Source organism: Actinomadura sp. NTSP31 (assembly GCF_041951385.1).
GTDB lineage: Bacteria > Actinomycetota > Actinomycetes > Streptosporangiales > Streptosporangiaceae > Spirillospora > Spirillospora napierensis.
This window is the reverse complement of record NZ_JBGNUT010000017.1, coordinates 150,804-176,154: the sequence shown is the minus strand read 5'-3', so window position 1 is coordinate 176,154 and position 25,351 is coordinate 150,804. Positions and strand designations below refer to the sequence as shown.

Genomic DNA, 25,351 nt, shown 5'->3' with positions numbered 1-25,351 from the left:
GTGGAGCGGTACGAGCTCGAGACCTTTCTGGCCCTGGCCGAGGAGCTGCACTTCTCGCGGACGGCCGAACGCCTGCACGTCTCGCCGGGCCGGGTCAGCCAGACGATCAAGTCGCTGGAGCGCCGCATCGGCGGCGCGCTGTTCGAGCGCAGCAGCCGCCGCGTGGCCCTCACTCCGGTCGGCCGGCGGCTCCGCGACGACCTGCTCCCCGCCTACCGGCAGATCCAGGAGGCCGTCGCCAACGCGACGGCGGCCTACGAGGGCATCAGCGGCGTGCTGCGCGTCGGCTTCACCGCCCCCTGGTCCAGTGAGCTCGTGCTGCGGGCCGCCGACGCCTTCTCGTCACGTCACCCCCGCTGCTCCGTCGAGCTGAGAGACGTGACGTACAACGCGGCCATCGCGACGCTGCGGGACAAGGGCGTCGACCTGGTGGTCGCCGAGCCGCCCGTCGACGACCCCGGAATCACCGTGGGCCCCGTCGTGTTCTCCGAGCGCCGTGCCCTCGTGGTGCCCGCCGCGCACCACCTGGCGGCGCGGGAGACGGTGTCGCAGGAGGACTTCGCCGCCCTGCCGCTCATCACGGCGACGGGAGTGTCCCAGGTGTGGCGCGACGCGTTCTTCCCGCGCCGCACCCCCCAGGGCCGCCGCATCGAGCACGGCCCGAGCGCCGTCGGCTGGCAGGAGGTTCTCTCGCTGGTGGGCGCGGGCAAAGGGGCCACGGTGGGCACCGTCAGGGCGGGGCACTACCACGCCCGGCCTGACATCGCCTACGTCCCGTTCGACGACGCGCCGCCCGTCGAGTACGCGCTGATGTGGCGGGACGCGGGCGAGACGGCCGGAGTCCAGGCCCTCGTCCGGACGATCCTCGAATTCGCTCCGCGTCCACCCGGCGAGGCCTGACACCGTCCCGGCCGTGACGTTCCGCCATGGCCGTCTCAGGTCCGCTCGCCCCGCGGCAGCGTCAGCGTCGCACCCGCCGTCAGCACGAGCCCGGCCGCCGCGATCAGCATGCTCCAGCGCATGCCGGTCAGGAACGTGTCCGCGCCGGCCAGCAGGGCCCCGAAGACCGCCACCGAGATCGCCCCGCCGACCTGCCGGCCGGTGTTGAGCACGGCGCCCGCGGTGCCCGCCCGGTCCGCGGGCACCGCGTCGAGCAGCATCGCGGTCAGCGCCGGCACCGTCAGCGCCCCGCCGAGGCCGACCGGCACCATCAGCGCCGCGACCGTCCACACGCCGGTGTGCGCGCCGACCGTCAGCAGCGCCACCAGCCCGGCCGTCCCGACCAGCTGTCCCGCCACCATCGGCACCCGCGGCCCGAACCGCGCGGCCAGCCTCGCCGAGGCCAGGTTCACGACCGCGACCAGCGCCGTCATCGGAATGAACAGCAGCCCCGCGTGCAGCGCGGACTGCCCGCGCTCCTGCTGCAGATACAGGCTGAAGACGAACACCCCGCCGTAGTAGGCGGCATTGAGCATGAAGCCGACCACCAAGGAGACCGCGACCACCCGCGAGCGGAACAGCGGCAGCGGGATCATCGGGTGCGCGCCCCTGGCCTGCGCGGCGAGGAAGGCGGCCGCCGCAACGGCTGCCACCAGCAGCGACACCACCACGAGCGGGCGGCCGAAGCCCTGGTCGCCGCCCTCGATCACGCCGTAGGTCAGCGCGCCCATCGCGACCACCGCCGTCACCTGCCCGGCCGCGTCGAGACGCGCGGGCAGCCGCGGGGAGGCGGGCACGCGGGCGAGCAGGACGAGGGCCAGCAGGCCCGCGGGCAGGTTGACGAAGAAGATCCACCGCCACCCGGCGGAGGCGGTGAGCGCCCCGCCGAGCACCGGTCCCGCCGCCACCGCGACAGCGCCGCCCACGGTCCAGACCGCGATCGCCCGCGCCCGCTTCGCCTGGTCCGGGAACCCCTGCCGGACCAGCGCCAGCGACGCCGGCATCATCACCGCCGCCGCGGCCCCCTGCACCAGCCTCGCGGCCACCAGCACGCCGAGCCCGGGCGCGAACCCGCACGCGGCCGAGGACAGCGCGAACAGCACCAGCCCGCCGCCGTACGCCCGCTTGGCCCCGATCCGGTCGGACAGCGCGCCCGCGGACAGCATCAGGGCGGCGAACATCAGCGTGTACCCGTCCACCACCCACTGCAGGCCGGACATACCGCCGCCGAGGCTGCGGCCGATCTCGGGCAGGGCGACGGTGACGATCAACGCGTCCAGCGAGATGAGGAAGAAGCCCAGCAGTGCCGCGCCGAGCACGACGGGAGACCCGTCTTCCCGGACCGGCGCCGGGGCCACGGCGGGCTTGGGCGGGGATGTCATCGGGACTCTCCTCACGTGCCGTCAGCCTGCGGCCCGTGCGGGCAGGTCCTTGTTTCCGTCGCCCCAGGTCGCCGTCATCACCACGGAGTCGATCAGCCATCGGCCGCCGGTCCGGGCCAGCTCCCACCGGTAGTCGCCGCCGAGCGTCCACAGCGGCGCTCCGTAGGGCGTGGCGAGGCGGTGCGTGGCTTGGAAGGACGCGGTGCAGACGGCCCGGTCCCCGTCGACCTCCACCAGGTGGTTGGCGATCAGGTGCTGGGTGGCGTCGAAGCCGCCGAGCGTCGCCGCCCAGGCGTCGACGATCTCCTGCGGGGTGAGCCGGGAGGGCTCGCCGCCGTTGAGGCTCGTGTAGTCGAGAAGGACGCTGTCGGCGAACAGGCCGCGCAGCAGCGCCCATTCACGGCGGTCGGCGTGCACGGCCATCCGGGTGCAGGTCTCCGCGATCTCGATCTTGGTCTCGGACGTGGACGGCGCGGCGGCCGCAAGCGAGTCGGGCATGGCGAGGTGGTCTCCTGTCGGGGCGACGTGGGGGGTGGGCCGGGGATGCGAAGTGGACCGGGGGTGCGAAGTGCTCACAGCGTGCGGGCGAAGTGCTCGGCCGCCGCGTCCGCAGCGAAGCCGACCTGGGGTGCCTGGTCGTAGAAGTCGAACTGGACGCCCTCGGTCCACAGGAACTCCTTGGGCCCGCCGAGGGCGTCGTGGAAGCGGCGGGCACCGTCCGGGATGGCCGCGTCCTCGCTGTGCACCAGCAGCACGGGCGCGGTCACCTTCGGCGCGAGCGCGACCGCGTCGAAGTCCAGCCACCCGGTCCAGGCCATGACGGCGAACCGGTTGGGCCACTGCGGGATCCCGCCGCGCTCCGGGTTCAGGTAGAAGTCGATGTCGAAGGGCATGGCCGCGTCCGGGTCACTGCCGCTGACCACCGGCACGTAGGCGACCTCTCCGGTCGCCTCGTACCCGCGCCGGGCGTCGGCCGCCGCCGCCTTCTTCGCCTCGACGCCCTCCGGACCGCCGTAGTTCTCCTCGCAGATGCGGCGGTCGTGCAGCCATGGCGCCACAAGGGCGAGCGACCGCACCCTCGGGTCCGCGGCGGCGAAGGCGCTCGCGTACATCGCGCCGGCGCACACGCCCAACGCGCCCAGCTGCCCGTCGCCCACCGCCGGATGCCCGGTCAGGAAGTCGGCCGCCGCACGCATGTCCCGGACCTTCAGCTCCGGCGACTCGTAGTCCCGCGGCCGGCCATCGGACTCGCCGTATCCGGTGAAGTCGAACGACAGCGCCGCATAGCCGCGCCGGGCGAGCTCCTCGGCGTACCGGTCGGCCATCTGCTCCTTGACGCTGGTCCAGGTCCCGGCGACCACGACGGCCGAGGGCGGACCGGCCCCGCAGGCGGGGTCCGGCAGGAAGAGATGCCCGGCGAGCTCGGCCTCATCGCCGGCGAAACGCACGTGTTCGGGCAGGGGCATGGCAGGACTCCTTGGGCATGGGCGGGCACAGGGCGGCGCGCGGCCGATCGGGGGAGGGTGAGCTCGCGATGTCCGGCGTTGATCGCTCACCGGCCTCCACGCTGGCAGCGTCCGGAGCCCCGAACAACGCCCGATGCGTAACGCGAGGTTGAGCGGAGCTAAACCATCCCGCCGATCAGCGCGGCCGTCCCGGACGCCCGGGCCCGCGCGGACGCCCGGGCCCGCGCGGGCCGGAACGATCACTCTGGGGGTTTCGGGGTAGGAGTGGCGTTGTGCGGTCCCCGGAACCCGCCGGGGCCGGCGGGACGAGTCGAGAAGGCGAGCCGGAGCGGTGCTGAAGCGTGCGCGGACGGCGTACGCCCAGATCAACGGGCAGACGGCCCCCTTCTACGGGCTGGCCGCGGCGCTCGCCATGGCGATCCCGCTGCTGGCCGGGTCGCTGACGGGACGCGCCGCGCAGGGCTCGATGATCGCGCTCGGCGCCTACCTGGTGGCGCTGCGGGCGCCGGAGGGGCCGTACGGGAACCGGGCGCGGGACCTGGCGAGCGGCGTGCTGATGGTCGCGATCGGGTCCGCGGTCGGCGGGCTGCTGAGCGGGCACACCTGGCCGGCGGTCGTCGTGGTGCCGCCGCTGATCGCGCTCGGCGTCGCGGTCCCCCGGATCGGCTCGACGGCGGGCCTCGCGGTGCTGCTGAGCGCGATCCGGCCGCCGTCGGCGGACGTCATCGGCGTCGGCCTGCTGGAGCTGATCGGCGGGCTGCTCACCATGGGGCTGCTGCTCGTGCCGTGGCCGGTGCGGCGGCTCCGGCCGCTGCGGGAGGCCCTCGCCGAGGCCGCCGACCGGGTCGCCGAGGCGCTCGACGCCGTCGCGCAGGACGTCGCCGCGCCCGACCCGAGCCCCCTGGAGGCCGTCGAGCTCACCAACCCCGACCTGCTCGCCGTCGCCCGCATGCCCGACTGGGAGGAGCGGCGGCGCGCCGCGTCCGAGGCGCTCACCGACGCCCGCGCCGTCTACGGGCTGTACCGGGCGGGACGGGGAGGCAGCGAGCCCACCCGGCCGGAACGGCTGATCGACGCGCTGGGCCGCGTCCTGCACGAGACGGTCACGCTGCAGGCCGTGCTGGAGGCCGCGAGGAACTACCCGCCGGACCGCGAGTGGGCGCTGGAGACGCAGACCGCGGTGTCCGCGCTCGCGGCCCGGCTGCGGCTGCTGGCCGGCGCGATCGCCACCAACGGGGAGGCGCCGCTCGGAGGGGAGGAGTCCGCCGCCGTCCGCCGGCTGGGCCGGCTCGCCGAGCAGATCCGGCGCGCCGGGCTGGCCGGCGACGAGGACCTCGTCGCGGTGTCGCTGATCGGGCAGGTGCGGCGGTCCATCGACCGCATCGCCGGTGAGACGTCCTCGGCGCGCCGCGTCATCGCCGGGGGCCTGCGGATCGCGATCGGGCCGCCGCGGATGCCGGGCGTCCCGCACCCGAGGACGGCGCTGGACCGCGCCCGGCACGCCGTGCGCACGCGTTCCCCGCTGTTCCGGCAGGTCACCCGGGTCTACGTCACCGCCGTGGTGTCGATGGCGCTGGCCGCGGGGCTGCACATCCCGCACGGCCACTGGCTGACGATCACCGCGATGCTGAGCCTGCGCGCGACCTACGGCGAGACCGTCGAGCGGCTGGTGCAGCGCGTCGGCGGCACCGCCGCCGGGTCGGTGGTCGCCGCGGTCGTGCTGACGCTGGCGCCGGTCCAGCCGGTCGTCGCGGTGATCGTCTTCGTCTTCGCGCTGGCCGGGTTCGCGCTGCGCCCGATCAACTTCACCTACTGGGGGCTGTTCGGCACGCCGCTGGCGATGATGCTGCTCGACTTCTCCTCGTCCGCCGACTGGCGCGTCGCCGGGGAGCGGATCGGGCTGGTCGCCGGCGGGACGGTGCTGTCGTTCCTCGCCGTCCGGCTGCTGTGGCCCGCCGGGCACCTGGAGCGGCTGCCCGTGCAGCTCGGCCGGATGCTGTCGGTGCACGCCGACCTCGTCCGGGCCGCGGCGGACGTGGCGGGCGGCGAGCAGGTCCGGCTGCCGCAGGAGAAGGTCGTCACCGCGGAGCGGTCCGCGGAGGCGGTCGCCGAGACCGGGGACCGGCTCGGGCACGAGCGGGTGCCCGACACCGAGCTGATCAGGCGGCTGCGCGACGCGGTCCGCGCCGCGCACCGCGTCCGCGACCACCTCATCGCGGTCGCGCGGGTGACCCGGGAGGAGGCCGTCGACGCGGGGCCGGTGCCGGAGATCCTGGACCGGCTCGCCGACCAGCTGGAGGAGGCCGCCACGCTGCTGGACGACCCGGCGGACGCCGAGGAGCTGAAGGCCCGCTCGCCCGCCGAGGAGCTCGAGGAGGAGCTCGCCGACCTCGACTCCTACCTGGAGAAGCTCACCAAGCGGCGCCGCGCCGAGATCAGGTCGGGCGTCGGGCGGGAGGAGTTCACCCCGCTTCGGCACGCGCTGGCGCAGGTGTCCGGGACCCGCTACACGATCAGGTCGCTGCGCCGCGACACCGGCCGCGTCATCAACGCCTCCCTCGCGGCGGCCGGGCAGAGTTCGTGAGTGCTCAGTCCTTGGGGGTGCGGAAGGCGGCCAGGGTGCCGAGGCCCGGCCGGACGTCCGCCCACGGCGCCGGCAGGTCGACGACCGCGAGCGCGCACGTGGGGAACTGCTCCGGCGCCTGCCCGGTCAGGTCGTGGACGAACTGGTGCACCGACGGGTTGTGCCCGACCAGCAGGAGCGTCCCGACGTCGTCCGGCGTCTCGGCGACGAGGGACATCAGCACGCCGGGGTCGTTGTCGTAGATGCCGTCCTCGAAGGCGGTGTCGGCCTGCACCGCGAGCAGGCCGAGCGTCTCGCGTGTGCGCGCGGCGGGGGAGCACAGCACCCGCCCGGGGACGTGGCCCTCGGTGCGCAGCCACTCGCCGGCCGCGGCGGCGTCGCGGCGCCCGCGGTCGTTGAGGGTCCGTTCGATGTCGGGCGTCCCGAAGCCCGCGACGGCCTTGGCGTGGCGGAGCACGATGAGCGTCGGCATGCCCGCCACCCTAGTGCCGGGCCGTCACGGCGCGACGAGCGCCGCCAGCCCCCACAGCAGGAGCAGGATGCCGAGCATCCCGCAGAGCACCAGCGCGAACCCCTTGCCCCCGGCCAAGGCCGGCTTGTCGCCGCTCGCCACAGCGCCTCCCGTTTCCACTCCCGATTTCCCGCGTACAGCGTACGACCGGTGCCGCGTGCTCCGGACACCACCCGGGGTGAACGCGGAAGGGGCCGGCGGCACCCTGCCGCCGGCCCCTCGGATCGCGCGGGGTCAGGACGCCCCGGCGGGGGACTCGTCGGCCTTCCCGGAGGCCGCCGCGCCGTTCGCCTCGGCGCCGACCGCGGCCCCCTCGGGCCCGGTGGCCTCCTGCGCGGGAGCGCCGGCCTGCTCGGGCGCCGTGGCCTCGATCGCGCCCCCCTCGGGCCCGTCGCCCTCGACGGCGGTCGGGGCGGCCGGGGCGGCCGCCGCGTCGCCGCCCGCCTCGGCCGACGGGGCGATCGGGTCGGCGCGGCGCTTGGAGACGACGATCGCCCCGACGACGATGCCGACCGCCACGACCGTCACGCCGATCCGCAGCGCGTAGTTGTCGGCGTAGGTCACGACCGCGTCCGCGATCAGCAGCGCGACCAGGTTCATCACCTTGATCAGCGGGTTGATCGCGGGGCCGGCGGTGTCCTTGAACGGGTCGCCGACCGTGTCGCCGATGACCGTCGCCTCGTGCGCCGGGCTGCCCTTGCCGCCGAGGAAGCCCTCCTCGACGACCTTCTTGGCGTTGTCCCAGGCGCCGCCGGCGTTCGCCAGGAACACCGCCATCAGCACCCCGGCCGCGATCGCGCCGCCCAGGAACGCGCCGAGCGGCGCGTACCCGAGCCCGAAGCCGACCGCGATCGGCGTCAGGATCGCCAGCAGGCCGGGGGTCGCGAGCTCGCGCTGCGCGTCCCGGGTGCAGATGTCCACGACCCGGTCGTAGTCCGGCTTCTCGGTGTAGTCCATGATCCCGGGCTTGGTGCGGAACTGCTCGCGCACCTCCACCACGACGCGTCCGGCCGCCCGGCCCACCGCCATGATCGCCAGGCCGGAGAACAGGAACACCACGGCCGCGCCGATGATCAGCCCGATCAGCACGTTCGGGTTGTCGATCGACAGGTTGACGCCGTGGTTGAACTGCGAGCCGATCGCGTCCTTGGCGGAATCGGACGCGTCCGCGAGGGCGGAGTTGACCGCCGTCCCGAACGAGCCGAACAGCGCGGTCGCCGCGAGCACCGCCGTCGCGATCGCGATGCCCTTGGTGATGGCCTTGGTCGTGTTGCCGACGCCGTCCAGCCGCTCCAGGACCTTCGCGGCCTCGCCCTGGACGTCGCCGGACATCTCCGCGATGCCCTGGGCGTTGTCGGAGACGGGCCCGAAGGTGTCCATGGACACGATCACGCCGACGGTGGTGAGCAGCCCGGTGCCGGCCATCGCCACCGCGAAGAGCGCGACGGTGGTGTTGCCGAAGCCGAGCAGGAACGCGCCGTAGACGGCGGCGGCGATGACGAGCGCGGTGTAGACGGCCGACTCCAGGCCCAGCGAGATGCCGGACAGGATGACGGTCGCCGGCCCGGTCCGCGAGCTTTCGGTCACTTCCCGCACCGGCTTGCGGTTGGTCTCGGTGAAGTAGCCGGTGAGCAGCTGGATCGCGCTCGCCAGCACGATGCCGATGATCACCGAGCCGAGCGCCACCCAGCGCGGGTCGGCGTCCACGTTGTGGATGCCGCCGTCCAGGTCCGCGAACGACGACGGCAGGTAGGTGAACGCGGCGATCGCGACGAGCACCGCGGAGATGATCGCGGAGATGAAGAAGCCGCGGTTGATCGCCGTCATCCCGGACCGGTCGCCGTCCCGCGGCATCACCGCGAAGATGCCGATCACCGCGGTGATGACGCCGATCATCGGCACCAGCAGCGGGAACACCAGGCCCTGCGTGCCGAACGCCGCGGTGCCCAGGATGAGCGCGGCGACCAGCATCACCGAGTACGACTCGAACAGGTCCGCGGCCATGCCGGCGCAGTCGCCGACGTTGTCGCCCACGTTGTCGGCGATCGTCGCCGCGTTGCGCGGGTCGTCCTCGGGGATGCCCTGCTCGACCTTGCCGACCAGGTCGGCGCCGACGTCGGCGGCCTTGGTGAAGATGCCGCCGCCGACCCGCATGAACATCGCGAGCAGCGCGGCGCCGAAGCCGAAGCCCTCCAGCACCTTCGGCGCGTCGCCCTGGTAGGCCAGCACGACGACCGCCGCGCCGAACAGGCCGAGGCCGACGGTGAACATGCCGGCGACGCCGCCGGTGCGGAAGGCGATCCGCATCGCGGTCTTCTCGCCGCCCTCCTCGCGGGCGGCCGCCGCGACCCGGACGTTGCCGCGGACCGCGAGCCACATGCCGGTGAAGCCGGTGACGGCGGAGAACACCGCCCCGATGACGAAGAACACCGACCGCCCGATGCGTTCGCTCCACGAGTCGGCGGGCAGGAGCAGCAGCACCAGCGGAATGAGCACCACGAAGACGCCGACCGTGCGGAACTGGCGTTTCAGGTAGGCGCTCGCGCCGACCTGGACCGCGAGCGCGATCTCCTGCATCTTCGCGGTGCCCTGACCCGCGGCCAGTACATCGCGTACCAGGCCCGCGGCGACGGCCAGTGCCAGCAACGCGACCACGGCGACGACGACGACCAGTGACAGGTCGCCGCCGCCGAGATCCACGTCCGCTGCTGCAGTGGCCGGGCTTGACAGGGAAAGCCCAGACATCCGTCCTCCTCGACAGGGGTGTTGCGACTCGACCGTCAAAAGACGATCTTTACCGCCTACCCCGCGAGTCCTGATTTCGAACGCCTCGCACGGCAGCGCGGGTGCCGGGAGTCTACGCAGGCGAACGGCGAATGAGAAGGCCGCCAGACCCTTAATGAGGATGTCATGGAAAAGCAATCCGCATTACGCCGTAATTTGACCTTTGCGGCTGGTCGCCAGCTATTTCCGCAGGTCGGTCCCGGTAAGCACGGTCTTACCCCGCGGCCACCTTGACAGGGTCGCGGCGGGCACCGGCGGACGGCACCGGGTACGGCGTCCGGTAATTAAGCTAGGCATTAACACGGAATATGTCCAGACCCAAATCCGGCAATCCAAGATCAATCCGGGAGAGAATCTCACACGCCGGTCAGCCGTTCCGCCCCAGGGGTCTCAGGAACCCCAGGACTTGCGGTAGCCGCCGGGCGGCACGCCGAACTCGCGCTTGAACGCCTTGGCGAACGCGAACTCCGACGCGTACCCGGTCCGCTCCGCCACCACGCTCAGCGGATCGCCGGTCTCCCGCAGCAGGCGGCCCGCCGCCGTCATCCGCCAGCGCGTCAGGTACGCCAGCGGCGGCTCCCCGACCAGCGCCGCGAACCGGCGCGCGAACGCCGCCCGCGACAGCCCCGCGCGGCGGCCGAGCGCCTCCACCGTCCAGCGCCGCCCCGGCTCCTCGTGGATGGCCCGCAGGGCCCGCGAGATCCCCGGGTCCGCCAGCGCCGCGGCCCAGCCGTCCGGCGCGTCCGCCTCGTCCAGCCAGGCCCGCAGGATGTGGAACAGCAGCACGTCGATCATCGGCGGGACGATCCCGTCCGCGCCCTGCCGCCGCCCCGACAGCTCCGCGCCGAGCAGCGCCACCGCCGCGCGCAGCTCCGGATGGCGGCCGTGCCTCGCCGACAGGTGGATCACCGGCGGCAGCCCGCGCAGCAGCGGATGCGGGCGCGCCTGGTCCAGGTCGTACGCCCCGCACAGCATGACCGTCCGCGGCCCGGGACCGTCGATCGTCAGCTCGCCGAAGCCGCCGCCGTCCGCCCCGGTGTGGACCCGGACCGACCGCGTGGACGGGTCGTCCGCGAGGACGTGCTCCCGCCCCGACCGCAGGAACACCACGTCCCCCGCCGCCAGCTCGAAGGGCTCGCCGGCCCCCTCCGGCGGGACGAGCCAGCAGGAGCCCTCCAGGATCACGTGGAACCCGGCGCCCGCGACCGGGCGGAGCCGCAGCGCCCAGGGCGCCCGCGCGTCGGTGCGCGTCGCCGCCGGACGGCCGGTCCGCATCGAGGCGATCACTTCGCTGAGCACGTCCATGCCGAGGATGCTACGCCGGATGAGACGCTCGGACATGAATCGGCGACTGCGTGACATTCAACGTCTCCGGCCCCCTCCGTACGGTGATCGGTACCAGGTCCCCGCGAACACCAGGAGAAGATCATGCGTGCGGTCACTCAGAAGGCCTTCGGCGGCCCGGAGGTCCTCGAGGTCGTCGACACCGAACGTCCCGTGCCCCTGCCGGCCGAGGTCCTCGTCCGCGTCCGCGCGACGGCGGTCAACCCGGTCGACGCCTACATCCGCTCGGGCTCGTTCCCGCTCCTCGGCGACCCGCCGTTCACCCTCGGCTGGGACGTGTCCGGGATCGTGGAGGAGGTCGTGCCGGGCGTCACGCGGTTCGAGCCCGGCGACGAGGTCTACGGGATGCCGCTGTTCCCGCGCGCCGCGAACGCCTACGCCGAGTACGTCGTCGCGCCGTCCCGGCAGATCGCGCGCAAGCCCGCCTCCCTCAGCCACGTGGAGGCCGCCGCGCTGCCGCTCGTCGGCCTCACCGCCTGGCAGGGCCTCGTGGACGCCGCGGGAGTGCGGGAGGGCGACCGGGTCCTCGTGCACGGGGCGGGCGGCGGCCTCGGCCACGTCGCCGTGCAGATCGCCAAGGCGCGCGGCGCGCACGTCGTCGCGACGGCGAGCGCCGGCAAGCACGCCTTCGTCCGGTCGCTCGGCGCCGACGAGGTGATCGACTACCGGGCGGCCGACTTCACCGAGGCGACCGGCGGCCTCGACGTCGTCTACGACGCCGTCGGCGGCGGGTACGGCGAGCGGTCGCTGCGCGTCCTGCGGCCCGGCGGCTTCCTCGTCACCGCCGTCGACCGCGAGGACACCGCCCTCGCGGCGGCCGCCGCCGCGGCCGGGCGCCGCTTCACCGGCATCACGGTCGAGCCCGACCACACGGCCCTCGAAGCGCTGACGGCGCTCGTCGAGGAGGGCCTGCTCCGCCCGCACGTCAGCCAGGTCCTGCCGCTCGACGCCGCCGCGAAGGCGCACGAGCTCGTCGAGTCGGGCCGCACCCAGGGCAAGATCGTCCTCACCCCCTGACCCTGCGGCCGGATCGTGCCGCGGGCCCGGACACGGCGAAGGCCCCGCCGGAGCGGGGCCTTCACCTGCGGTCTGGGGGACGGGCCGGTCAATGCGCCTCGACGGACCTCCGGCCCGGCTCTGCCGGGCTCAGATGGTCGCCTCCGCCTCCGCCGGCCAGCTCATCCGGATCTGGACGCCCTTCGGCGTGGTCGCGATCTCCACGTCGTCGGCGAGGCCGGCGATCACGGCCAGCCCGAGCTCGGCGGTGCCCTCGCCCAGCCCGAACTCCAGATCGTCCTCGTCCGGGGGCGCCGGTGGTCCGCCCGCCGCGTCGTCCCCGGGAACGGTGTCGCTCACGGTGACCTCGAAGCGGCGGCCGGCGCCGGTCAGCTCGAGCCGGACCGGTTCGTCCGGGCAGTGCAGGCGGTGCGCCTCCACGGCCCGCGAGCACGCCTCGCCCACTGCCAGCCGGACCTCGTCGAGCAGCGCCTCGGCGACGCCGCTGCGGCGGGCCACCGCGGTCACGATCAGCCGGGCGGTCCGGACATGGACGGGCAGCGCACTGAAGGACAGTTCAACGGTCGCCATCGTGGTGTCAGGCCGCCTATTTCGCGCCCTTGCGCTTCTCCTCGGCCTCGGCGATCGAGTCGTGGATGCCGAAGACCTTGGTCAGCCCCGTGATCCGGAAGATCTTGAGGATGCGCTCCTGGGTGCAGACCAGCTCCAGCGAGCCGTCGTGCGCGCGGACCCGCTTCAGCCCGCCGACCAGGACGCCGAGGCCGGTCGAGTCCAGGAACTCCACCTTCTCCATGTCCACGAGCAGGTGGAACTTGCCCTTGTTGACCAGGTCGATGAGCTTCTCGCGAAGCTTCGGCGCCGTGTAGACGTCGATCTCGCCCTCCACGTTGATGACGGTGAGGCCATCGTCGGTGGTGTAGTCGTTCACCTTCAGGTCCACAAATCCTCCAGCGCCGTGCAGCACAATCCGATCACGCCTCCGGGCTCCGCGGCGGCGGCCCGGGCGGCGAGACATCGCCGTGATTCAACCACGCTCCGGCGCGGCGCACGCACGTTATCGACCAGTCGGGCGAAAGTTCGCGCCGTCCCGTCTGACCTGCTGATCCACAGATGAGCACAGGGGGAGCGGGCCCACCGGCGCCGGGGCGTTCCCGTAGTTTTGCCCCGGCTGGCAAACTGAAAACCTGATGGCCGTCCAAAGATCTTCAACCCCTCTCGACCGGCTGCTCGCCGACCCGTCCCGGCGGGACCGCATCACCCACGTGGAGCGCGTTCCCGCACGTGAGGGCCGCCGCGCGCCGTGGCCGGCGTGGTCGCCCCCGCTTCTGGTGGACCGGCTGGCCGCCGCCGGCATCGAGGCGCCGTGGGAGCACCAGGCGGCCGCGGCGGAGCACGCCCGCGCCGGCCGGTCTGTGATCATCGCCACAGGCACCGCGTCCGGAAAGTCCCTCGCCTACCTGCTGCCCGCCGTCGAGGCGATCTATGCGGGCGAGGAGGACCACCACCGCGAGGGGACGATCCTCTACCTGTCGCCGACCAAGGCGCTCGCCGCCGACCAGCTCCGCGCGCTGCGGGCCCTGCGCCTCACCCGGGTCCGCGCCGCGACCTACGACGGCGACACCCCCCGGGACGAGCGGTCCTGGGTCCGCCAGCATGCCAACTATGTGCTGACGAATCCCGACATGCTGCACCGGTCGATCCTGCCCGGGCACTCCCGCTGGTCGTCGTTCCTGCGCCGCCTCCGCTACGTCGTCGTGGACGAGGCGCACGGATACCGGGGCGTCTTCGGCTCGCACGTCGCGCATGTCCTGCGCCGCCTCCGCCGCGTCTGCGCCCGCTACCACGCCTCGCCCACCTTCATCCTGGCGTCCGCCACCACGTCCGAACCGGCGTCCACCGCGTCCCGCCTCACCGGCCTCGACGTCGTCGCCGTGGACTCCGACGCCTCGCCCCGCGGACCCGCCACCTTCGCGCTCTGGGAACCGCCCCTCACCGACCTGCGCGGCGAGCAGGGCGCGCCGGTCCGCCGCACCGCCACCGCCGAGGCCGGCGACCTCCTCGCCGACCTCGTCGTCGAAGGCGTCCAGACCCTCGCGTTCGTCCGGTCGCGGCGCGGCGCCGAATCCGTCGCGCTCGGCGCGAAACGCGCCCTGCACGAGGTGGCCCCCGCCCTCGCCGACCAGGTCGCCGCGTACCGCGCCGGCTACCTGCCCGAGGAGCGCCGCGCCCTCGAAGCCGCACTCCGCTCCCGCTCCATCGTGGGCCTGGCCAGCACCAACGCCCTCGAACTCGGGGTGGACGTGTCCGGGCTCGACGCCGTCCTCGTCTGCGGCTGGCCCGGCACCCGCGCGTCCCTCTGGCAGCAGGCCGGACGCGCCGGACGGTCCGGGCAGGCCGCCCTGTCCGTCCTCGTCGCCCGCGACGACCCCCTCGACACCTTCCTCGTCCACCACCCCGAGGCGATCTTCGGGACGCCCGTCGAGGCGACCGTCCTGGACCCCGACAACCCCTACGTCCTCGAACCGCACCTGTGCGCCGCCGCGTCCGAACTCCCCCTCACCGAGGACGACGCCGCGCTGTTCGGGCCGTCCACCGCCGACCTGCTGCCCGACCTCGTCCGCCGCGGGTTCCTGCGCCGCCGCCCCGCCGGCTGGTTCTGGACGCGCCGCGACAAGGCCTGCGACCTCGCCGACATCCGCGGCGCCGGCGGCGCGCCCGTCCAGGTCGTCGAGGCCGCGACCGGACGCCTGCTCGGCACCGTCGACGAGGCGTCCGCGCACACCACCGTCCACGACGGCGCCGTCTACATCCACCAGGGCGACTCGTTCGTCGTCCAGACCCTCGACCTGGACGACTCCGTCGCCCTCGTCGAGGCCGCCGACCCCGACTACTCCACGACCGCCCGCGACGTCACCGACATCACCATCGCCGAACGGCTCCGCTCCACCTCATGGGGCGACGCGACCCTCTGCTACGGCACCGTGGACGTCACCAGCCAGGTCGTCGCCTACCAGATGCGCCGCGTCCAGACCGGCGAGATGCTCGGCGAGAAACCCCTCGACCTCCCACCCCGCACCCTGCGCACCCGCGCCGTGTGGTGGACGCTGTCGGAATCCCAGGTGGAGGGGCTCGGCGACCTCGACCTCGCGGGCGCCGCGCACGCCGCCGAGCACGCCTCCATCGGCCTGCTCCCCCTCTACGCCACCTGCGACCGCTGGGACATCGGCGGCGTCTCCACCGCCGTCCACCCCGACACCGGGCTGCTCACCGTCTTCGTCTACGACGGCCACGAGGGCGGCGCCGGCTTCGCCGAACGCGGCTTTGCCGACGCGTCCGCCTGGCTGCGCGCCACCCGCGACGCGATCGCGTCCTGCGAATGCGAGTCGGGCTGCCCGTCCTGCATCCAGTCCCCGAAATGCGGCAACGGCAACGAACCCCTCGACAAGCAGGGTGCACTCACCCTCCTGGCCGTCCTGCTGGAGGCCGCTTCCTAGTTCGGGGCGACGCGCTGGGCGGGAACGGGCGGCGGGTCGTCCAGGCCGCGCCGGGCCTGCGCCAGCGCCTGCTGCAGCTTGCGGCGCTCCATCTCCAGCGTCTGCAGCGACTCCTCGTGCTCCTCCCGCAGATCCCTCAACTCCCTGCGCATGCCCATCGCGCGCCGGAACCCCAGTGCGGCGACCCCGGCGCCCGCCAGGAAGACGATGGCGACGACGGCGCCGGCCAGGAACAGGTGCCACTCCTGCGTGATGCCGGGCACCTCGTGCCCGAACGCGGTCACGTGCACCTCACCGGTGTTGCCCAGGATGACGGCCACACCCGCGACGATGGCGGCGAGCGTGACGACCAACCCCAAGATGATCATGCGGAGGGTCTCCTCTTCCGTGCCGGGGAAACTGGCAAGGCAGCCTAGACCCCCCGCCAAATCAGTCGCCACCCCCACAACCACCCCAAACCCCAAACACCCCACAAGGCCACGCAGTGCCGGACGCGGCGGTGGGCGCAGCCGCCTGCACCCACAGCCGCGCAGCACAGCGAACACCGACGCCCCGCTACACCACATGGCCAGAGCACCAACCACGTCGCCCACGTCGAGACGCGGTCACCTCTCTGCGCCGCCGCTGAGCCAGCGCGATCACCCTGATGAACACAACACAAAACGAAAAGCCCCGTGGACAGCGCGCGCGACGCTCCTCATCGACCAGGGCACCACGTCACCGCCCGCCCCAAGGCGCGGCCCCCACTGACCGCGGCACCCTCCTTACCGCGGCGCCCCATACCCCGACGTCCACTGACCGCGGCCGCCCTTACCGCGACGTCCCTCACCGCGACGCCCACTTACCGCAGCGCCCTCCTTGCCGTGGCCCCCCTCACCGCGACGTCCGCGGGCGCGGGGACCTTCGACAGAGCGCCCCGGCCGTAGCCGCGCCACTTACCGCGGCGCCCCTTCGCTTACCGCGGCGTCCACCTACCACGATGTCCGGGGGCGAGGACCCTCGACAGAGCGCCCCGACCGTACCCGTTCACTTACCGCGGCGCCCCTTCGCGACGACTGCGGGGAACGACCCTCGCCGAGCGGACGGTTCAGCAGGTCCAGCAGCCAGGATCGGATGACCGTGCCTTCCTGCCAGCTGAGGAACGTCTGCGGCACCTTCGTGACGAGGGGGCTGGCCTCGATCAGCTCGTAGCCGGCAGAGCGCCCGACCGTGCCCGGCCGTTGCGTGCGGCGGCAAGGGCCTGGCCACACCGGGCGCCAGCCCGTTCGCCTACTTGCGGCGGCGGCCTCGGGTGGTGGAGCGGTGCTTGGTTCCGGACTTGGCGGACGCCGGCCTGCCGATCTGGACGTCCACGCCGCCGCGGGGCTTGTTGCCGACGGTCGCCGGACGCCGGCCGGTCCGGCTCTTCGGCTTCGCCTTCTTCGCCGGGCCGATCACCATCGTGTCGCCGGTGCGCGCGCCCTTGCCGGCCGCGCTCTTACCGGCCGGCTTCACCGGACCTGTCTTCGCGATGGCCTCCGCGCGCGCGATCTGGGCGCGCGCGTTCTTGACGCGCCTGCGTCCGGTTCCGCCGCGCGCGATCCGGGCCGCGGTGCCGAGGCTGCTCGCCCCCACCTGGGTGACTCGCAACCGCCGCGTCCACATGCCGAGGTGGCCCGCGACGATCAGCAGGATCAGCGCGATCCCGACGCTCTTGCCCCACTGCAGCCGATCGGTCGACGCGACGTTAACCGCCTTCGGCGCGTCCGTCGCGATCTTCGGTGCGGGGTAGGTGAAGCCCGGCGTTGCGCCGTCGGGTTGGACGGACGGCAGCGTGACCGGCGACTCGTTGTTGAACGGCGTCAGCGGGGTGGACGTGCCCGGCGCGGACGTGCCGGACGGCAGCGACGGCGCGCTGCCGGAGGGCAGGCTTCCCGTGCCGCTCCCCGCCACAGCACTGGCCGTCGACGTGGACGAGTACAGCGAACCGCCCGTGCCGGTGGACCGCCTGGCCCGCACTCCGACCGAGACCGTTCCGCTCGACTTCGTCAGCGACAGGCTGGCGCGGCACTCCGTGCCGGAGCAGAGCGAGGCCAAGGACCCGGACTTGGAAGCGACACCGGAACCCGACAGGGCGTAGCCGAGGAGGTCGTCCTCATAGCCGCGGTTCCACTTCACCACCGCCTTGCCGCCCGACACGCTCGCGGACACACCGGTCGGCGCGGCGGGCGCGATCCGCACGGTGAAGGTGTTGGAGTCGTAGATCTGGCCGGTGAGCGAGCCCTTGAGATACGCCTTGTACTTGCCGTTCCGGCGGAGCTCGAGCGGGGCCGACAGGTCGCCCGCCCAGCTGCTCTCCTTGAGGAACGTGTCGCCGATCCCGGGACCGTCGACCCGCAGCTGCATCTTGAGCGCGAAGTCGTAGTGCGCCTTGATCGTCACACTCGACCCGCTGGTGATGACCGCGCCGTTCGCCGGGCTGATCACGGCCGTCGTGGCGGCGCCCGCGGGCACCGCGCCAAGGACCGGGATGCTCATCGCAAGGGGCGCCGCTAGCGCGACTGCACCGATCCTGCGAATGATGGTCACGGCCTCAATCCCTTCGACAGCGTCCTGCATCTCCACCCGCCGAGAACGACGCTCGCGGGGCGCACTGTGCCGAGTGATGACTATGGGCTCAGGGCAGCGTAACGTACCGGACGGTAGGAAAAGTCACAGGAAGATGACAAAGCGGTAGCAGGAACCGGCCCCACTCAGCCACCTCCCTATTGACATTCAGTGCAACGAGTCGCACCGCGTCAGGTTACGCCGTCCCGCCCCGCGGGGCCAGCCCTGGCCCTGGACTCGATACGGACGGCACCGCCCCCGACCGGCGCCCGCAGCGCGACCGTCACGCAGACATCGACGATCTCGCCGCGCACCACGCACCCCGCCATCCGCGCACCGGACCGGCGTGCGATCTCCCGCGCCTCCCTGCACGCGGCGACGGACCCGTCGGCCACGCGCGCCGCTCCCGCCAGCGCGGCGAGGTCCGCCGCGGCATCGCCCCGATGGCGTGCCGCCCGAATCCCGCCCACTCCCACGGCCACCACACCGCCGACCCAGATGACGGCCATGAAGGCCACCACCCAGACCGTCCCCGACCCCCGATCGCTCCGCCACCGCTGGCCCCATCGCCCCAAACACCCCTCGCGCATCCGCACCTCACCTCCTTCCGCTTTCACCTCAGCCCCCAATGGCCCGTATCCGCAGCGGCCTGCGGCTTTCCATGCCTGCCTCCCACCCACCCCTCGACCATCCCCCGAGGCCCCCCAACACCGCCCCTTTGGCCAATGACTCGCTCCCACTCCCCACGCCCAACCCATCCACCTCCCCCGACGCCAACGTCCCCTCCAATCACTCTTCGCCCCCTCTGCCTGCCCGCTCCCTCCTGCCGCCGTTCCCGTGCGCCTTCCAAAGCGCGCGTCGCGTGACGTCCGGCCGGCACTCGTGGCCTGGCATGTCAGCCGTTGCTTGCGACTCCTGGTTCTGTCGCGGCGGCGACGTGGGCGTGGACGGTCAGGGCCGGGAGCCGGGACGCCGCCGGAGCTTCGACGGGAACGGAGACATCGACCTGCACGGTCGCGGCGTCGCGTTGAACCTTCACGATCGCGCCGGCCGGTACCGCCTTGACCACCAGCTCCCGTACGGCGGTCAGGGACTCTCCTCGTGCCGCCGCCCGCGCACCGGTCCGCGCGGCGTCGGTGCAGTTGAGCTGCGCCGACGCGACCGCCACGCCCCACAGCGCGATGGCGGTGACCAGCACCAGGCTCGGCAGTGCCACCGCGATCTCGGCCGTGACCATGCCCCGGTCTCCGCTCAGCCGGCCTGTTGCAGAGCCTTCTTGATGATCCCTTGCAGCATCGTGTGCACCTCCGGACTCTGGACGATCTTGAAGAGCAGGGCCGCGAACGCCGCTGCGGCGATGGTGCCGACGGCGTATTCGGCGGTCGACATCCCGCGGTCTCCGGAAAGGGCGCGCCATCTCCGCACCACCATCTGTATCGCCCGCATGGGGCCTCCTCGTTCTCCTCGTGGACGCCCGATCGCGTCCGTTCCCAGGCTCGGGCGCACCGCGTCCTGCCACCAGGCGAACCGCGTTCTGTGGATAACTCCGCCGGCGGATCACCGCCCGTGCCCTACAGGGCCGCCCGTCGTCCCAGGCCCAAGGGTCGAGACGGCGACCGATCCCGATCCGGCGGCCTTGCGCGCGACGCTTATTCCATGAGGGCGCGGAGATCGACATGAACCCCTGGATCGACCGCCCCGGCGAGCCTGGTGGCCACGGACGACGAGGGCCTCGTGGGCCTGCTCACGCCGATGCCATCTGCCGGTCGAACCCGTCGGCCGAGCCCACGTCAGCCGTGCTGCCATCGCCGCGTACCGACGGAAGACGCCTCAGACGCGGGAGCACCTCGCCCCTCGGTTCGGCCCGCCCGTCGTGCAGGACGATCGCGCGACGGTCGAGTGGTGGGCGGCCATGCGCGACGACGATTGGTACGCGGCCCGGGGCCCGTCCGAAGGCGTGACCTTGCCGGGCTGCCTGCTCTTGGCCTTCGCGCCCGACGGCCCGTGCTCCGAACTGCGCAAGTACGACAACCCGGACTTCGAGCCGCTTCAGGGCGCACCAGGCGGCTGGGGCGGTCGAAGCCGCCGGGTGCGTCCGGCCCCGGCACGCTCATCTGCACATGGCCAGGCACTTAGTAGTCGTACACGCGCCAACGGGCCGCGGCACTACGGCAGGAGGATCGTCGAGGCGATTCCGGCGATCGCGGGCACTACTCCGAGCAGGACGAACGCGGGCAGGAAGCACAGTCCGAGCGGAGCGAGCACACGGATGCCCGCGACCCGGGCGCGTTCGGCCGCCGCCGTGCGGGCGACCCGCCGCTGGTCGCGGGCGAGGCGCCCGAGGGACGGGGCCAGGGCCGCACCGCTGGAGACGGCGCGAACGGCCGTGCGAGCCAGCGGCGCCAGGCTCGGCTCGGCGGTGAGCGCGAGCCATGCCTCCACGGGATCGGCGCCGAGGCGGATCTGGACGGCCACGCCCCGCAACTCGTCCCCGAGGGGACCGGCCACCGCGTCCGCGACCGCCTCGACCGCGTCATGCCATGGGGCGCCGCCGCGCAGGCACGCGGCCAGAAGGTCCACCGCGACCGGAAGGTCCGCGATGAGGCGGGCCCGGCGCCGCCTTCGGTCGGCGTTGCCGAGCCGACCGAAGGCGTACCAGAGGGCCGCCGCGACCAGGGCACCGAGCACCCCGCCGACGAGGCCGCCGAAGGTGACCCAGCACATCACTCCGGCCAGCAGGGACGCGGCGCGCCGGAGCACCTTCTCCCGACGTCCGCTCTCCGTTTCTCCCTTGCCGCCCTCAGCCGCCCGCCCGGCGGCCCGCTTGTGCAAAGGAGGTGAGCCACCTGAGTGGAACTGCCGATCGAGTGCGCGTCCGGGGCTCGTGTCGTGGAGCGATTGCACGGCTCCGGCCGCTTGCAGGGCGTCTCTCCGGTCCGCTCGTGGCCGAGCCGGTTGTCCCCGTGGCGCGGCATGCCTCGGTGATGCCTTGGAGAACTGGTCGTTCAGCCTGCGTCCGACCGGGTTCGCGCCCCTCGGCAAGAGAAAGGCCGCCACCGCCGCGCAGAGCACCGCCATTGACGTCACCATCATTCCTCCATGTCTCTTCGGGGCACTTCAGCCCGTCGTCGCCATCCCAGTTGCGCAACTCCCCTCGCCCCGCCTGCATGGGCCCGGGAGAGACCGTCGCCCGTGTTGGACCAGGTAGAGCCGACGCAAAGCCGCTGGCCTCCGCGCCGCGACGAAACGCACCACAGGAATCGGCGGCCCAGCCTGTTGGCCTCCGCGCCGTGCCGGAACGCACCGCGGGAACCGGCGGAGCAGCCTGCTGGTTTCCGCGCCGCGACGGACAAGCCGTGGGCTCGCCTCCCGCCAAACAACAGCCAGCCGGGCGGCCTGCCGTCTTCGGCGGGGCGCCCGGACGGAGCCCGTAGTCCGTAACTCCGACCGGCACGAACGGCGAGGCGCCTGCCGCTTCCAGGGCCGCGCCAGGACGGGCCCGCGAACCTGTGCTCCGTCACGTGCGGCCGTTGAGAGGGCCCGCTGTTCCCGCGCTGCGGGACAGATCGCTGTCTCGTCTTCCGTCAGTCAACATCCAGCGGAGTGGCCTGCCGCTCTGCACAGCACGCCAGGACGGTTCCGTAAGCCCGTAGGCGGTGAGGCGGCCTGCCGCTTCTTGGCTGCGGCAGGAGAGACCTACAAGCACGTGCTCCGTCAAGGCGCCGGTACCACCCGAATCGGGTCCGGGCCCGGAGGCCCGTGCTCCGTTACAGCTGATTGCGCGGCCTTGCCGGATTCAGGGGCACGCTGGACGGCCCGGCCCGGCTTCCGCCAAGGGCGGGTTGTGGAGCTGGGTTCCGCCTTGTGCGCTGGTTTGGACGGGTGTCGCGGGGCTGTGTTGTCGCGGGCGGGTGGTGGGTCGGGTTGCCGCCTTGCGTGCCGAGTTGGGGCGGGTGTCGGGGGCTGGGTCTGCCGAGGGTGGGCGGGGCGATCGGGGCATTGTGATCGTGGGGTCGGTCAGGGTGGGGTCTTGGCGGATTCGGCTAGGCGGTGGGTCCAGTAGAGGCCGGTGGCGTTCAGGGCGACACCGGTGGTGAGGCAGGCCAGCCCTGGGAGGGAGCCGAAGAGGAAAGCGAGGGGGTGGGCGCCCAGGGCGGCGGCCATGCCGGTGCCGAGCAGTGGCAGCGCGGCGAGCAGGCGGGCGGTCGCGCGGGGGCCGGCGAGCTGGACCGCGACGTCCTGGCGTTGGGCCTCCTCGTCGCGGAGCGCGCCGGCCAGGCCGTCCAGGACGGTGGCGAGGGTGCCGCCGCGTTCGCTGCCGATGCGCCAGCAGGCCGCGAGGAGGCGCAGGCCCTCGGCGCCCGGCTTGCTCGCCAGGTCGGCGAGATGGGCGGGGAACGGCGGGGGTGGTCGCTTCGGGTCGAGGATTTCCGCGGACACGTGCGGGTCGAGAACGGCGGCGGAGAGCGCGAACGCCTCCTCCGGCGTCCGGCCGGCGGCCAGTTCCGCGGCCATCCCGTCGCAGAGTTCGATGACGGAGGTGCGGCGGCGGCCGGGGCGCCCCCTGCGCTCCTTGATGGCCTCGACGCGGGATCTGAGGGCGGGAAGCGGGCCGCCGGGTGCGGGCTCGGGGCCGAGCAGGCGGTCCAGCCGACGGCCGGCGGGAGACGGCCCGAGCAGCAGCCAGGCGGAGGCGGCGCAGCAGAGGGCGGCGGCTGCGATGGCGCTGATCACGGCGTCCACCGATTCTGAAGCCGGGCCGCGAGGGCACCGGCTCCCTCGGCGGCGATCATCCGTCCCGTCGTGGTGAAGGTGACGGCGGGCAGGACGCCCACCAGGCCGTCTGCGGCGCGGCGCAGCAGGCAGACCTCGGCGACGCGGCGGCGCCCGCCGCCCGGTTCGCGGACCAGGTGGACGACGACGTCGAGGGCGGCGGCGAGCTGGCTGTGGACCGCCTCGCGGGACAGGCCCGCCGCGCAGGCGAGTGCCTCCAGGCGGGCCGGGACGTCCGCGGCGGCGTTCGCGTGCAGGGTGCCGCATCCGCCTTCGTGTCCCGTGTTGAGGGCTTGGAGGAGCACCACGACTTCCGGGCCCCTGACCTCGCCGACGACGAGGCGGTCGGGGCGCATGCGGAGGGCTTGGCGGACGAGGTCGTTCAGCGTGACGCCGCCCGCGCCCTCCACGTTGGGCGGGCGGGCTTCGAGGCGGACGACGTGGGGGTGCGCCGGACGCAGCTCGGCCGAGTCCTCGACGAGGAGGAGCCGTTCCCCCGGATCGGCGAGCGAGAGAAGACCGCTCAGAAGCGTGGTCTTGCCGGTGCCGGTTCCGCCGGTGATCAAGAAGGCGGCGCGGGTCTCGATGAGGGCGGAGAGCAGGGCGGCGCCCTCGGGCGGGACGGCTTCGGCCGCGACGAGTTCGTCGAGGGTGAAGGCGCGGCGGCGGGGAAGGCGGAGCGAGAGGCAGGTGCCGTTCGCGGCGACCGGCGGGAGGATGGCGTGCAGCCGGACGCCGCCGGGGAGCCGCGCGTCCGCGCAGGGGGACGCGTCGTCGAGGCGGCGGCCCGCGGCGGCGGTGAGGCGCTGCGCCAGGCGGCGCACGGCGGCCTCGTCCGGGAACCGCAGCTCGGTGCGGACGAGACCGGAGCCGGCGTCGACCCAGACCTCGCCGGGGCCGTTCACCAGGACGTCGGTGACGTCGGGTGACCGCAGCAGCGGCTCGAGAGGGCCCGCGCCCACGAACTCGGCGCGCAGCTCGTCGGCGAGCGCGAGGACCTCGCGGTCGCCGAGCAGCCTGCCCTCGGCGCGCAGCGCCGCCGCGACGCGTCCCGCGGTCGCCTCCCCGCCCGCGTCCGCCAGCCTGTCGCGAACGGCCGACGACAGCCGGGTCATGCCGCTTCCTCGCGGTGGGCGTAGGGCTGGAGGGAGAGGTCCGCGAGGAGGCGGGAGCAGAAGTCGGCGAGGGGACCGCGGCGGCAGGCGCGGGCGAGGGCGCCCTCCTCGACCGCGGCGGGGAGGCGGCGGTCGCGTTCGAAGACGCCGGCGACGGGGAGGCCGAGGGCCTGCGTGACCGCCCCGGGCGTCAGGCCGCCCGGGGACGGGCCCTGCACGATCAGGCGCAGGTCGCCGGTCTCGCGGCGCAGGGCGGCGGCGAGGCCGTCGGCGGCGACGGTGGCGCGGACCTCGGCGGGGACGAGCAGGAACGTGACGTCGGCGGCGCGCAGCGCCGCGCGGCCGATGTCGCCGGGGAAGCGCGGCACGTCGGTGATCACCAGGTCGTAGCCGCGGGCGGCGGCGTCGAACAGCGACTGCACCGCCGCGCCGGCGATGGGCGCCGACTCGCCGCGCCGCCAGGACAGGACCGACAGGTCGCCGGTGCACGGGAGGGTGTCGCGGAGCGTGGCGGCGTTCAGCCGGCCGTGCCGCTCGGCCAGGTCGGGCCAGCGCGCGCCCTCATGCCCCTCCAGGCCCAGCATGAGGTCGACGCCGCCGCCGAGCGGGTCGGCGTCGACGAGGAGGGTGCGCAGGCCGCTCGCGGCGGCGGTGAGGCCGAGCGCGGCGGCCAGGACGCTGGCGCCCACGCCGCCGCGCGACCCGGCGACGCAGATCGCGGTGGCCCGCCCGCCGTCGGGTTCGCCGGCGGCGGCGAACGCGTCGATCAGCCACTGCTCGTGGTCGGGCAGCACGGCGACGTCCTGCGCGCCGATCCGGACCGCCGTGCGGTACGCCTCGGCGGAGGCCGCGCCGGCGACCAGGACGACGCCGCCCCGGCGAGGCAGCCCGGCTGCCGTGACGTCCGCGGCGGCGTCCTCGCCGACCAGGACGAGGGCGGGCCAGGCCCAGGCGGTGCGGGCCTCGTCGGGGCCGGACGCGACCTCGGCGTGCGCGTCGGCGGCCGCGGCGAGGCGGAGCAGGCCGTCGGCGACGGCCGGGTCGGCCGTGATGATCAGTGCCGCGATGTTCATGGGTCCTCCCGTGCGTTCGGAGGACTCCAGCCTGCGGCGCCGCCCGGCCGGGCGAAAGCGTTCCGTGAATTGTGGATAACTCTCCGCGCTCCCGGGCCGGGGAGGAATGCGAGGCGCGGGGAACAGCACGGCGGGCGGACGGTTCTGTCGTGTCACCGTCCGCCCGCCGCATGCTTGGGCGACCCCCGCCGGGGGGGAGAGCGGGGGTCGCCGAACGGTCCGGCTCCGGGGGGGTAGAGCCGGTCCGTTTTCCCAGGAAAGTCTCGGGGAGATCGGCTGAGCC

The 25,351-nt window shown here is 73.7% G+C and carries 21 protein-coding genes and 1 pseudogene; 4 read left to right on the top strand and 18 right to left on the bottom strand.

The window, feature by feature from the left end; translation table 11 throughout:
* Positions 1–900 carry a LysR family transcriptional regulator gene (locus ACA514_RS27840; protein WP_375044186.1) on the top strand — a complete coding sequence of 300 codons (900 nt, stop codon included), beginning with the start codon at positions 1–3 and terminating at the stop codon, positions 898–900.
* Positions 901–935: 35 nt separating this feature from the next.
* Here the strand turns inward: ACA514_RS27840 and ACA514_RS27835 are convergent, their stop codons facing one another.
* From ACA514_RS27835 to ACA514_RS27825, 3 genes are all read right to left on the bottom strand, one after another.
* Positions 936–2,321, bottom strand: a complete 1,386-nt coding sequence (locus ACA514_RS27835) for an MFS transporter (RefSeq protein ID WP_375044185.1) — start codon at positions 2,319–2,321, stop codon at positions 936–938.
* 21 nt (positions 2,322–2,342) lie between these two features.
* The gene (locus ACA514_RS27830) at positions 2,343–2,819 is read right to left on the bottom strand and encodes a nuclear transport factor 2 family protein (protein WP_375044184.1); all 477 of its coding nucleotides are present in this window, start codon (positions 2,817–2,819) and stop codon (positions 2,343–2,345) included.
* A gap of 74 nt (positions 2,820–2,893) precedes the next feature.
* Positions 2,894–3,787, bottom strand: coding sequence for an alpha/beta hydrolase (locus tag ACA514_RS27825; protein ID WP_375044183.1), 894 nt, complete (start codon positions 3,785–3,787; stop codon positions 2,894–2,896).
* Positions 3,788–4,118: 331 nt separating this feature from the next.
* Between ACA514_RS27825 and ACA514_RS27820 the strand changes: the two genes are divergently transcribed.
* A complete protein-coding gene (locus ACA514_RS27820; RefSeq protein ID WP_375044182.1) occupies positions 4,119–6,371 on the top strand; it encodes an FUSC family protein in 2,253 nt (750 codons plus the stop codon).
* A gap of 4 nt (positions 6,372–6,375) precedes the next feature.
* On the opposite strand, the gene ACA514_RS27815 is transcribed toward ACA514_RS27820, so the two are convergent.
* The 3 genes from ACA514_RS27815 to ACA514_RS27805 all read right to left on the bottom strand — a co-directional run bounded on the left by ACA514_RS27815 (position 6,376) and on the right by ACA514_RS27805 (position 10,971).
* The gene (locus ACA514_RS27815) at positions 6,376–6,843 is read right to left on the bottom strand and encodes a histidine phosphatase family protein (protein WP_375044181.1); all 468 of its coding nucleotides are present in this window, start codon (positions 6,841–6,843) and stop codon (positions 6,376–6,378) included.
* A 273-nt stretch (positions 6,844–7,116) separates the two neighbouring features.
* Positions 7,117–9,627: a sodium-translocating pyrophosphatase gene (locus ACA514_RS27810; protein WP_375044180.1), complete on the bottom strand. Its 2,511-nt coding sequence runs from the start codon at positions 9,625–9,627 to the stop codon at positions 7,117–7,119.
* Positions 9,628–10,056: 429 nt separating this feature from the next.
* Positions 10,057–10,971, bottom strand: a complete 915-nt coding sequence (locus tag ACA514_RS27805; protein ID WP_375044179.1) for an AraC family transcriptional regulator — start codon at positions 10,969–10,971, stop codon at positions 10,057–10,059.
* Between the two features lie 123 nt (positions 10,972–11,094).
* Between ACA514_RS27805 and ACA514_RS27800 the strand changes: the two genes are divergently transcribed.
* On the top strand, positions 11,095–12,027 hold the full coding sequence (locus tag ACA514_RS27800) for an NADP-dependent oxidoreductase (protein WP_375044178.1): 933 nt from the start codon (positions 11,095–11,097) through the stop codon (positions 12,025–12,027).
* A 129-nt stretch (positions 12,028–12,156) separates the two neighbouring features.
* On the opposite strand, the gene ACA514_RS27795 is transcribed toward ACA514_RS27800, so the two are convergent.
* Positions 12,157–12,597, bottom strand: coding sequence for an ATP-binding protein (locus tag ACA514_RS27795; protein WP_344272916.1), 441 nt, complete (start codon positions 12,595–12,597; stop codon positions 12,157–12,159).
* Between the two features lie 16 nt (positions 12,598–12,613).
* On the bottom strand, positions 12,614–12,967 hold the full coding sequence (locus ACA514_RS27790; protein ID WP_021597910.1) for an STAS domain-containing protein: 354 nt from the start codon (positions 12,965–12,967) through the stop codon (positions 12,614–12,616).
* Positions 12,968–13,214: 247 nt separating this feature from the next.
* Here ACA514_RS27790 and ACA514_RS27785 point away from each other — a divergent pair, with 247 nt between their 5' ends.
* Positions 13,215–15,521: a DEAD/DEAH box helicase gene (locus tag ACA514_RS27785; protein WP_375044177.1), complete on the top strand. Its 2,307-nt coding sequence runs from the start codon at positions 13,215–13,217 to the stop codon at positions 15,519–15,521.
* Here the strand turns inward: ACA514_RS27785 and ACA514_RS27780 are convergent.
* The 10 genes and pseudogenes from ACA514_RS27780 to ssd all read right to left on the bottom strand — a co-directional run bounded on the left by ACA514_RS27780 (position 15,518) and on the right by ssd (position 25,068).
* Positions 15,518–15,889, bottom strand: a complete 372-nt coding sequence (locus tag ACA514_RS27780; protein ID WP_375044176.1) for a hypothetical protein — start codon at positions 15,887–15,889, stop codon at positions 15,518–15,520. The two genes, ACA514_RS27785 and ACA514_RS27780, sit on opposite strands and share 4 nt — an antisense overlap.
* Before the next feature lie 702 nt (positions 15,890–16,591).
* Positions 16,592–16,714 (bottom strand): annotated as a pseudogene (locus ACA514_RS27775) (6-phosphogluconate dehydrogenase); the annotation flags it as partial.
* Positions 16,715–16,790: 76 nt separating this feature from the next.
* The gene (locus ACA514_RS27770; protein WP_375044175.1) at positions 16,791–18,038 is read right to left on the bottom strand and encodes a hypothetical protein; all 1,248 of its coding nucleotides are present in this window, start codon (positions 18,036–18,038) and stop codon (positions 16,791–16,793) included.
* 260 nt (positions 18,039–18,298) lie between these two features.
* A complete protein-coding gene (locus ACA514_RS27765; RefSeq protein WP_375044223.1) occupies positions 18,299–18,697 on the bottom strand; it encodes an Rv3654c family TadE-like protein in 399 nt (132 codons plus the stop codon).
* A 305-nt stretch (positions 18,698–19,002) separates the two neighbouring features.
* Positions 19,003–19,344 carry a TadE family type IV pilus minor pilin gene (locus ACA514_RS27760; RefSeq protein ID WP_375044174.1) on the bottom strand — a complete coding sequence of 114 codons (342 nt, stop codon included), beginning with the start codon at positions 19,342–19,344 and terminating at the stop codon, positions 19,003–19,005.
* A gap of 14 nt (positions 19,345–19,358) precedes the next feature.
* Positions 19,359–19,553: a DUF4244 domain-containing protein gene (locus tag ACA514_RS27755; protein ID WP_375044173.1), complete on the bottom strand. Its 195-nt coding sequence runs from the start codon at positions 19,551–19,553 to the stop codon at positions 19,359–19,361.
* A 720-nt stretch (positions 19,554–20,273) separates the two neighbouring features.
* On the bottom strand, positions 20,274–20,867 hold the full coding sequence (locus ACA514_RS27750) for a type II secretion system F family protein (protein ID WP_375044172.1): 594 nt from the start codon (positions 20,865–20,867) through the stop codon (positions 20,274–20,276).
* Positions 20,868–22,124: 1,257 nt separating this feature from the next.
* Positions 22,125–22,841, bottom strand: coding sequence for a type II secretion system F family protein (locus tag ACA514_RS27745; protein WP_375044171.1), 717 nt, complete (start codon positions 22,839–22,841; stop codon positions 22,125–22,127).
* Positions 22,838–23,995, bottom strand: a complete 1,158-nt coding sequence (locus ACA514_RS27740; RefSeq protein ID WP_375044170.1) for a TadA family conjugal transfer-associated ATPase — start codon at positions 23,993–23,995, stop codon at positions 22,838–22,840. The genes ACA514_RS27745 and ACA514_RS27740 overlap by 4 nt, the downstream gene beginning before the upstream one ends.
* Entirely contained in the window at positions 23,992–25,068 is a 1,077-nt protein-coding gene (ssd, locus tag ACA514_RS27735; protein WP_375044169.1) for a septum site-determining protein Ssd, read from the bottom strand. Before ssd ends, ACA514_RS27740 begins: the two co-directional genes overlap by 4 nt.
* Positions 25,069–25,351 lie beyond the last annotated feature (283 nt).

Excerpts from the sequence above, each read along its gene's own strand:
- ACA514_RS27835 (WP_375044185.1), bottom strand. The coding sequence starts at position 2,321 with ATGACATCCCCGCCCAAGCCCGCCGTGGCCCCGGCGCCGGTCCGGGAA.
- ACA514_RS27830 (WP_375044184.1), bottom strand. The coding sequence starts at position 2,819 with ATGCCCGACTCGCTTGCGGCCGCCGCGCCGTCCACGTCCGAGACCAAG.
- ACA514_RS27825 (WP_375044183.1), bottom strand. The coding sequence starts at position 3,787 with ATGCCCCTGCCCGAACACGTGCGTTTCGCCGGCGATGAGGCCGAGCTC.
- ACA514_RS27815 (WP_375044181.1), bottom strand. The coding sequence starts at position 6,843 with ATGCCGACGCTCATCGTGCTCCGCCACGCCAAGGCCGTCGCGGGCTTC.
- ACA514_RS27810 (WP_375044180.1), bottom strand. The coding sequence starts at position 9,627 with ATGTCTGGGCTTTCCCTGTCAAGCCCGGCCACTGCAGCAGCGGACGTG.
- ACA514_RS27805 (WP_375044179.1), bottom strand. The coding sequence starts at position 10,971 with ATGGACGTGCTCAGCGAAGTGATCGCCTCGATGCGGACCGGCCGTCCG.
- ACA514_RS27800 (WP_375044178.1), top strand. The coding sequence starts at position 11,095 with ATGCGTGCGGTCACTCAGAAGGCCTTCGGCGGCCCGGAGGTCCTCGAG.
- ACA514_RS27795 (WP_344272916.1), bottom strand. The coding sequence starts at position 12,597 with ATGGCGACCGTTGAACTGTCCTTCAGTGCGCTGCCCGTCCATGTCCGG.
- ACA514_RS27785 (WP_375044177.1), top strand. The coding sequence starts at position 13,215 with ATGGCCGTCCAAAGATCTTCAACCCCTCTCGACCGGCTGCTCGCCGAC.
- ACA514_RS27780 (WP_375044176.1), bottom strand. The coding sequence starts at position 15,889 with ATGATCATCTTGGGGTTGGTCGTCACGCTCGCCGCCATCGTCGCGGGT.
- ACA514_RS27770 (WP_375044175.1), bottom strand. The coding sequence starts at position 18,038 with ATGAGCATCCCGGTCCTTGGCGCGGTGCCCGCGGGCGCCGCCACGACG.
- ACA514_RS27765 (WP_375044223.1), bottom strand. The coding sequence starts at position 18,697 with ATGCGCGAGGGGTGTTTGGGGCGATGGGGCCAGCGGTGGCGGAGCGAT.
- ACA514_RS27760 (WP_375044174.1), bottom strand. The coding sequence starts at position 19,344 with ATGGTCACGGCCGAGATCGCGGTGGCACTGCCGAGCCTGGTGCTGGTC.
- ACA514_RS27755 (WP_375044173.1), bottom strand. The coding sequence starts at position 19,553 with ATGCGGGCGATACAGATGGTGGTGCGGAGATGGCGCGCCCTTTCCGGA.
- ACA514_RS27740 (WP_375044170.1), bottom strand. The coding sequence starts at position 23,995 with ATGACCCGGCTGTCGTCGGCCGTTCGCGACAGGCTGGCGGACGCGGGC.
- ssd (WP_375044169.1), bottom strand. The coding sequence starts at position 25,068 with ATGAACATCGCGGCACTGATCATCACGGCCGACCCGGCCGTCGCCGAC.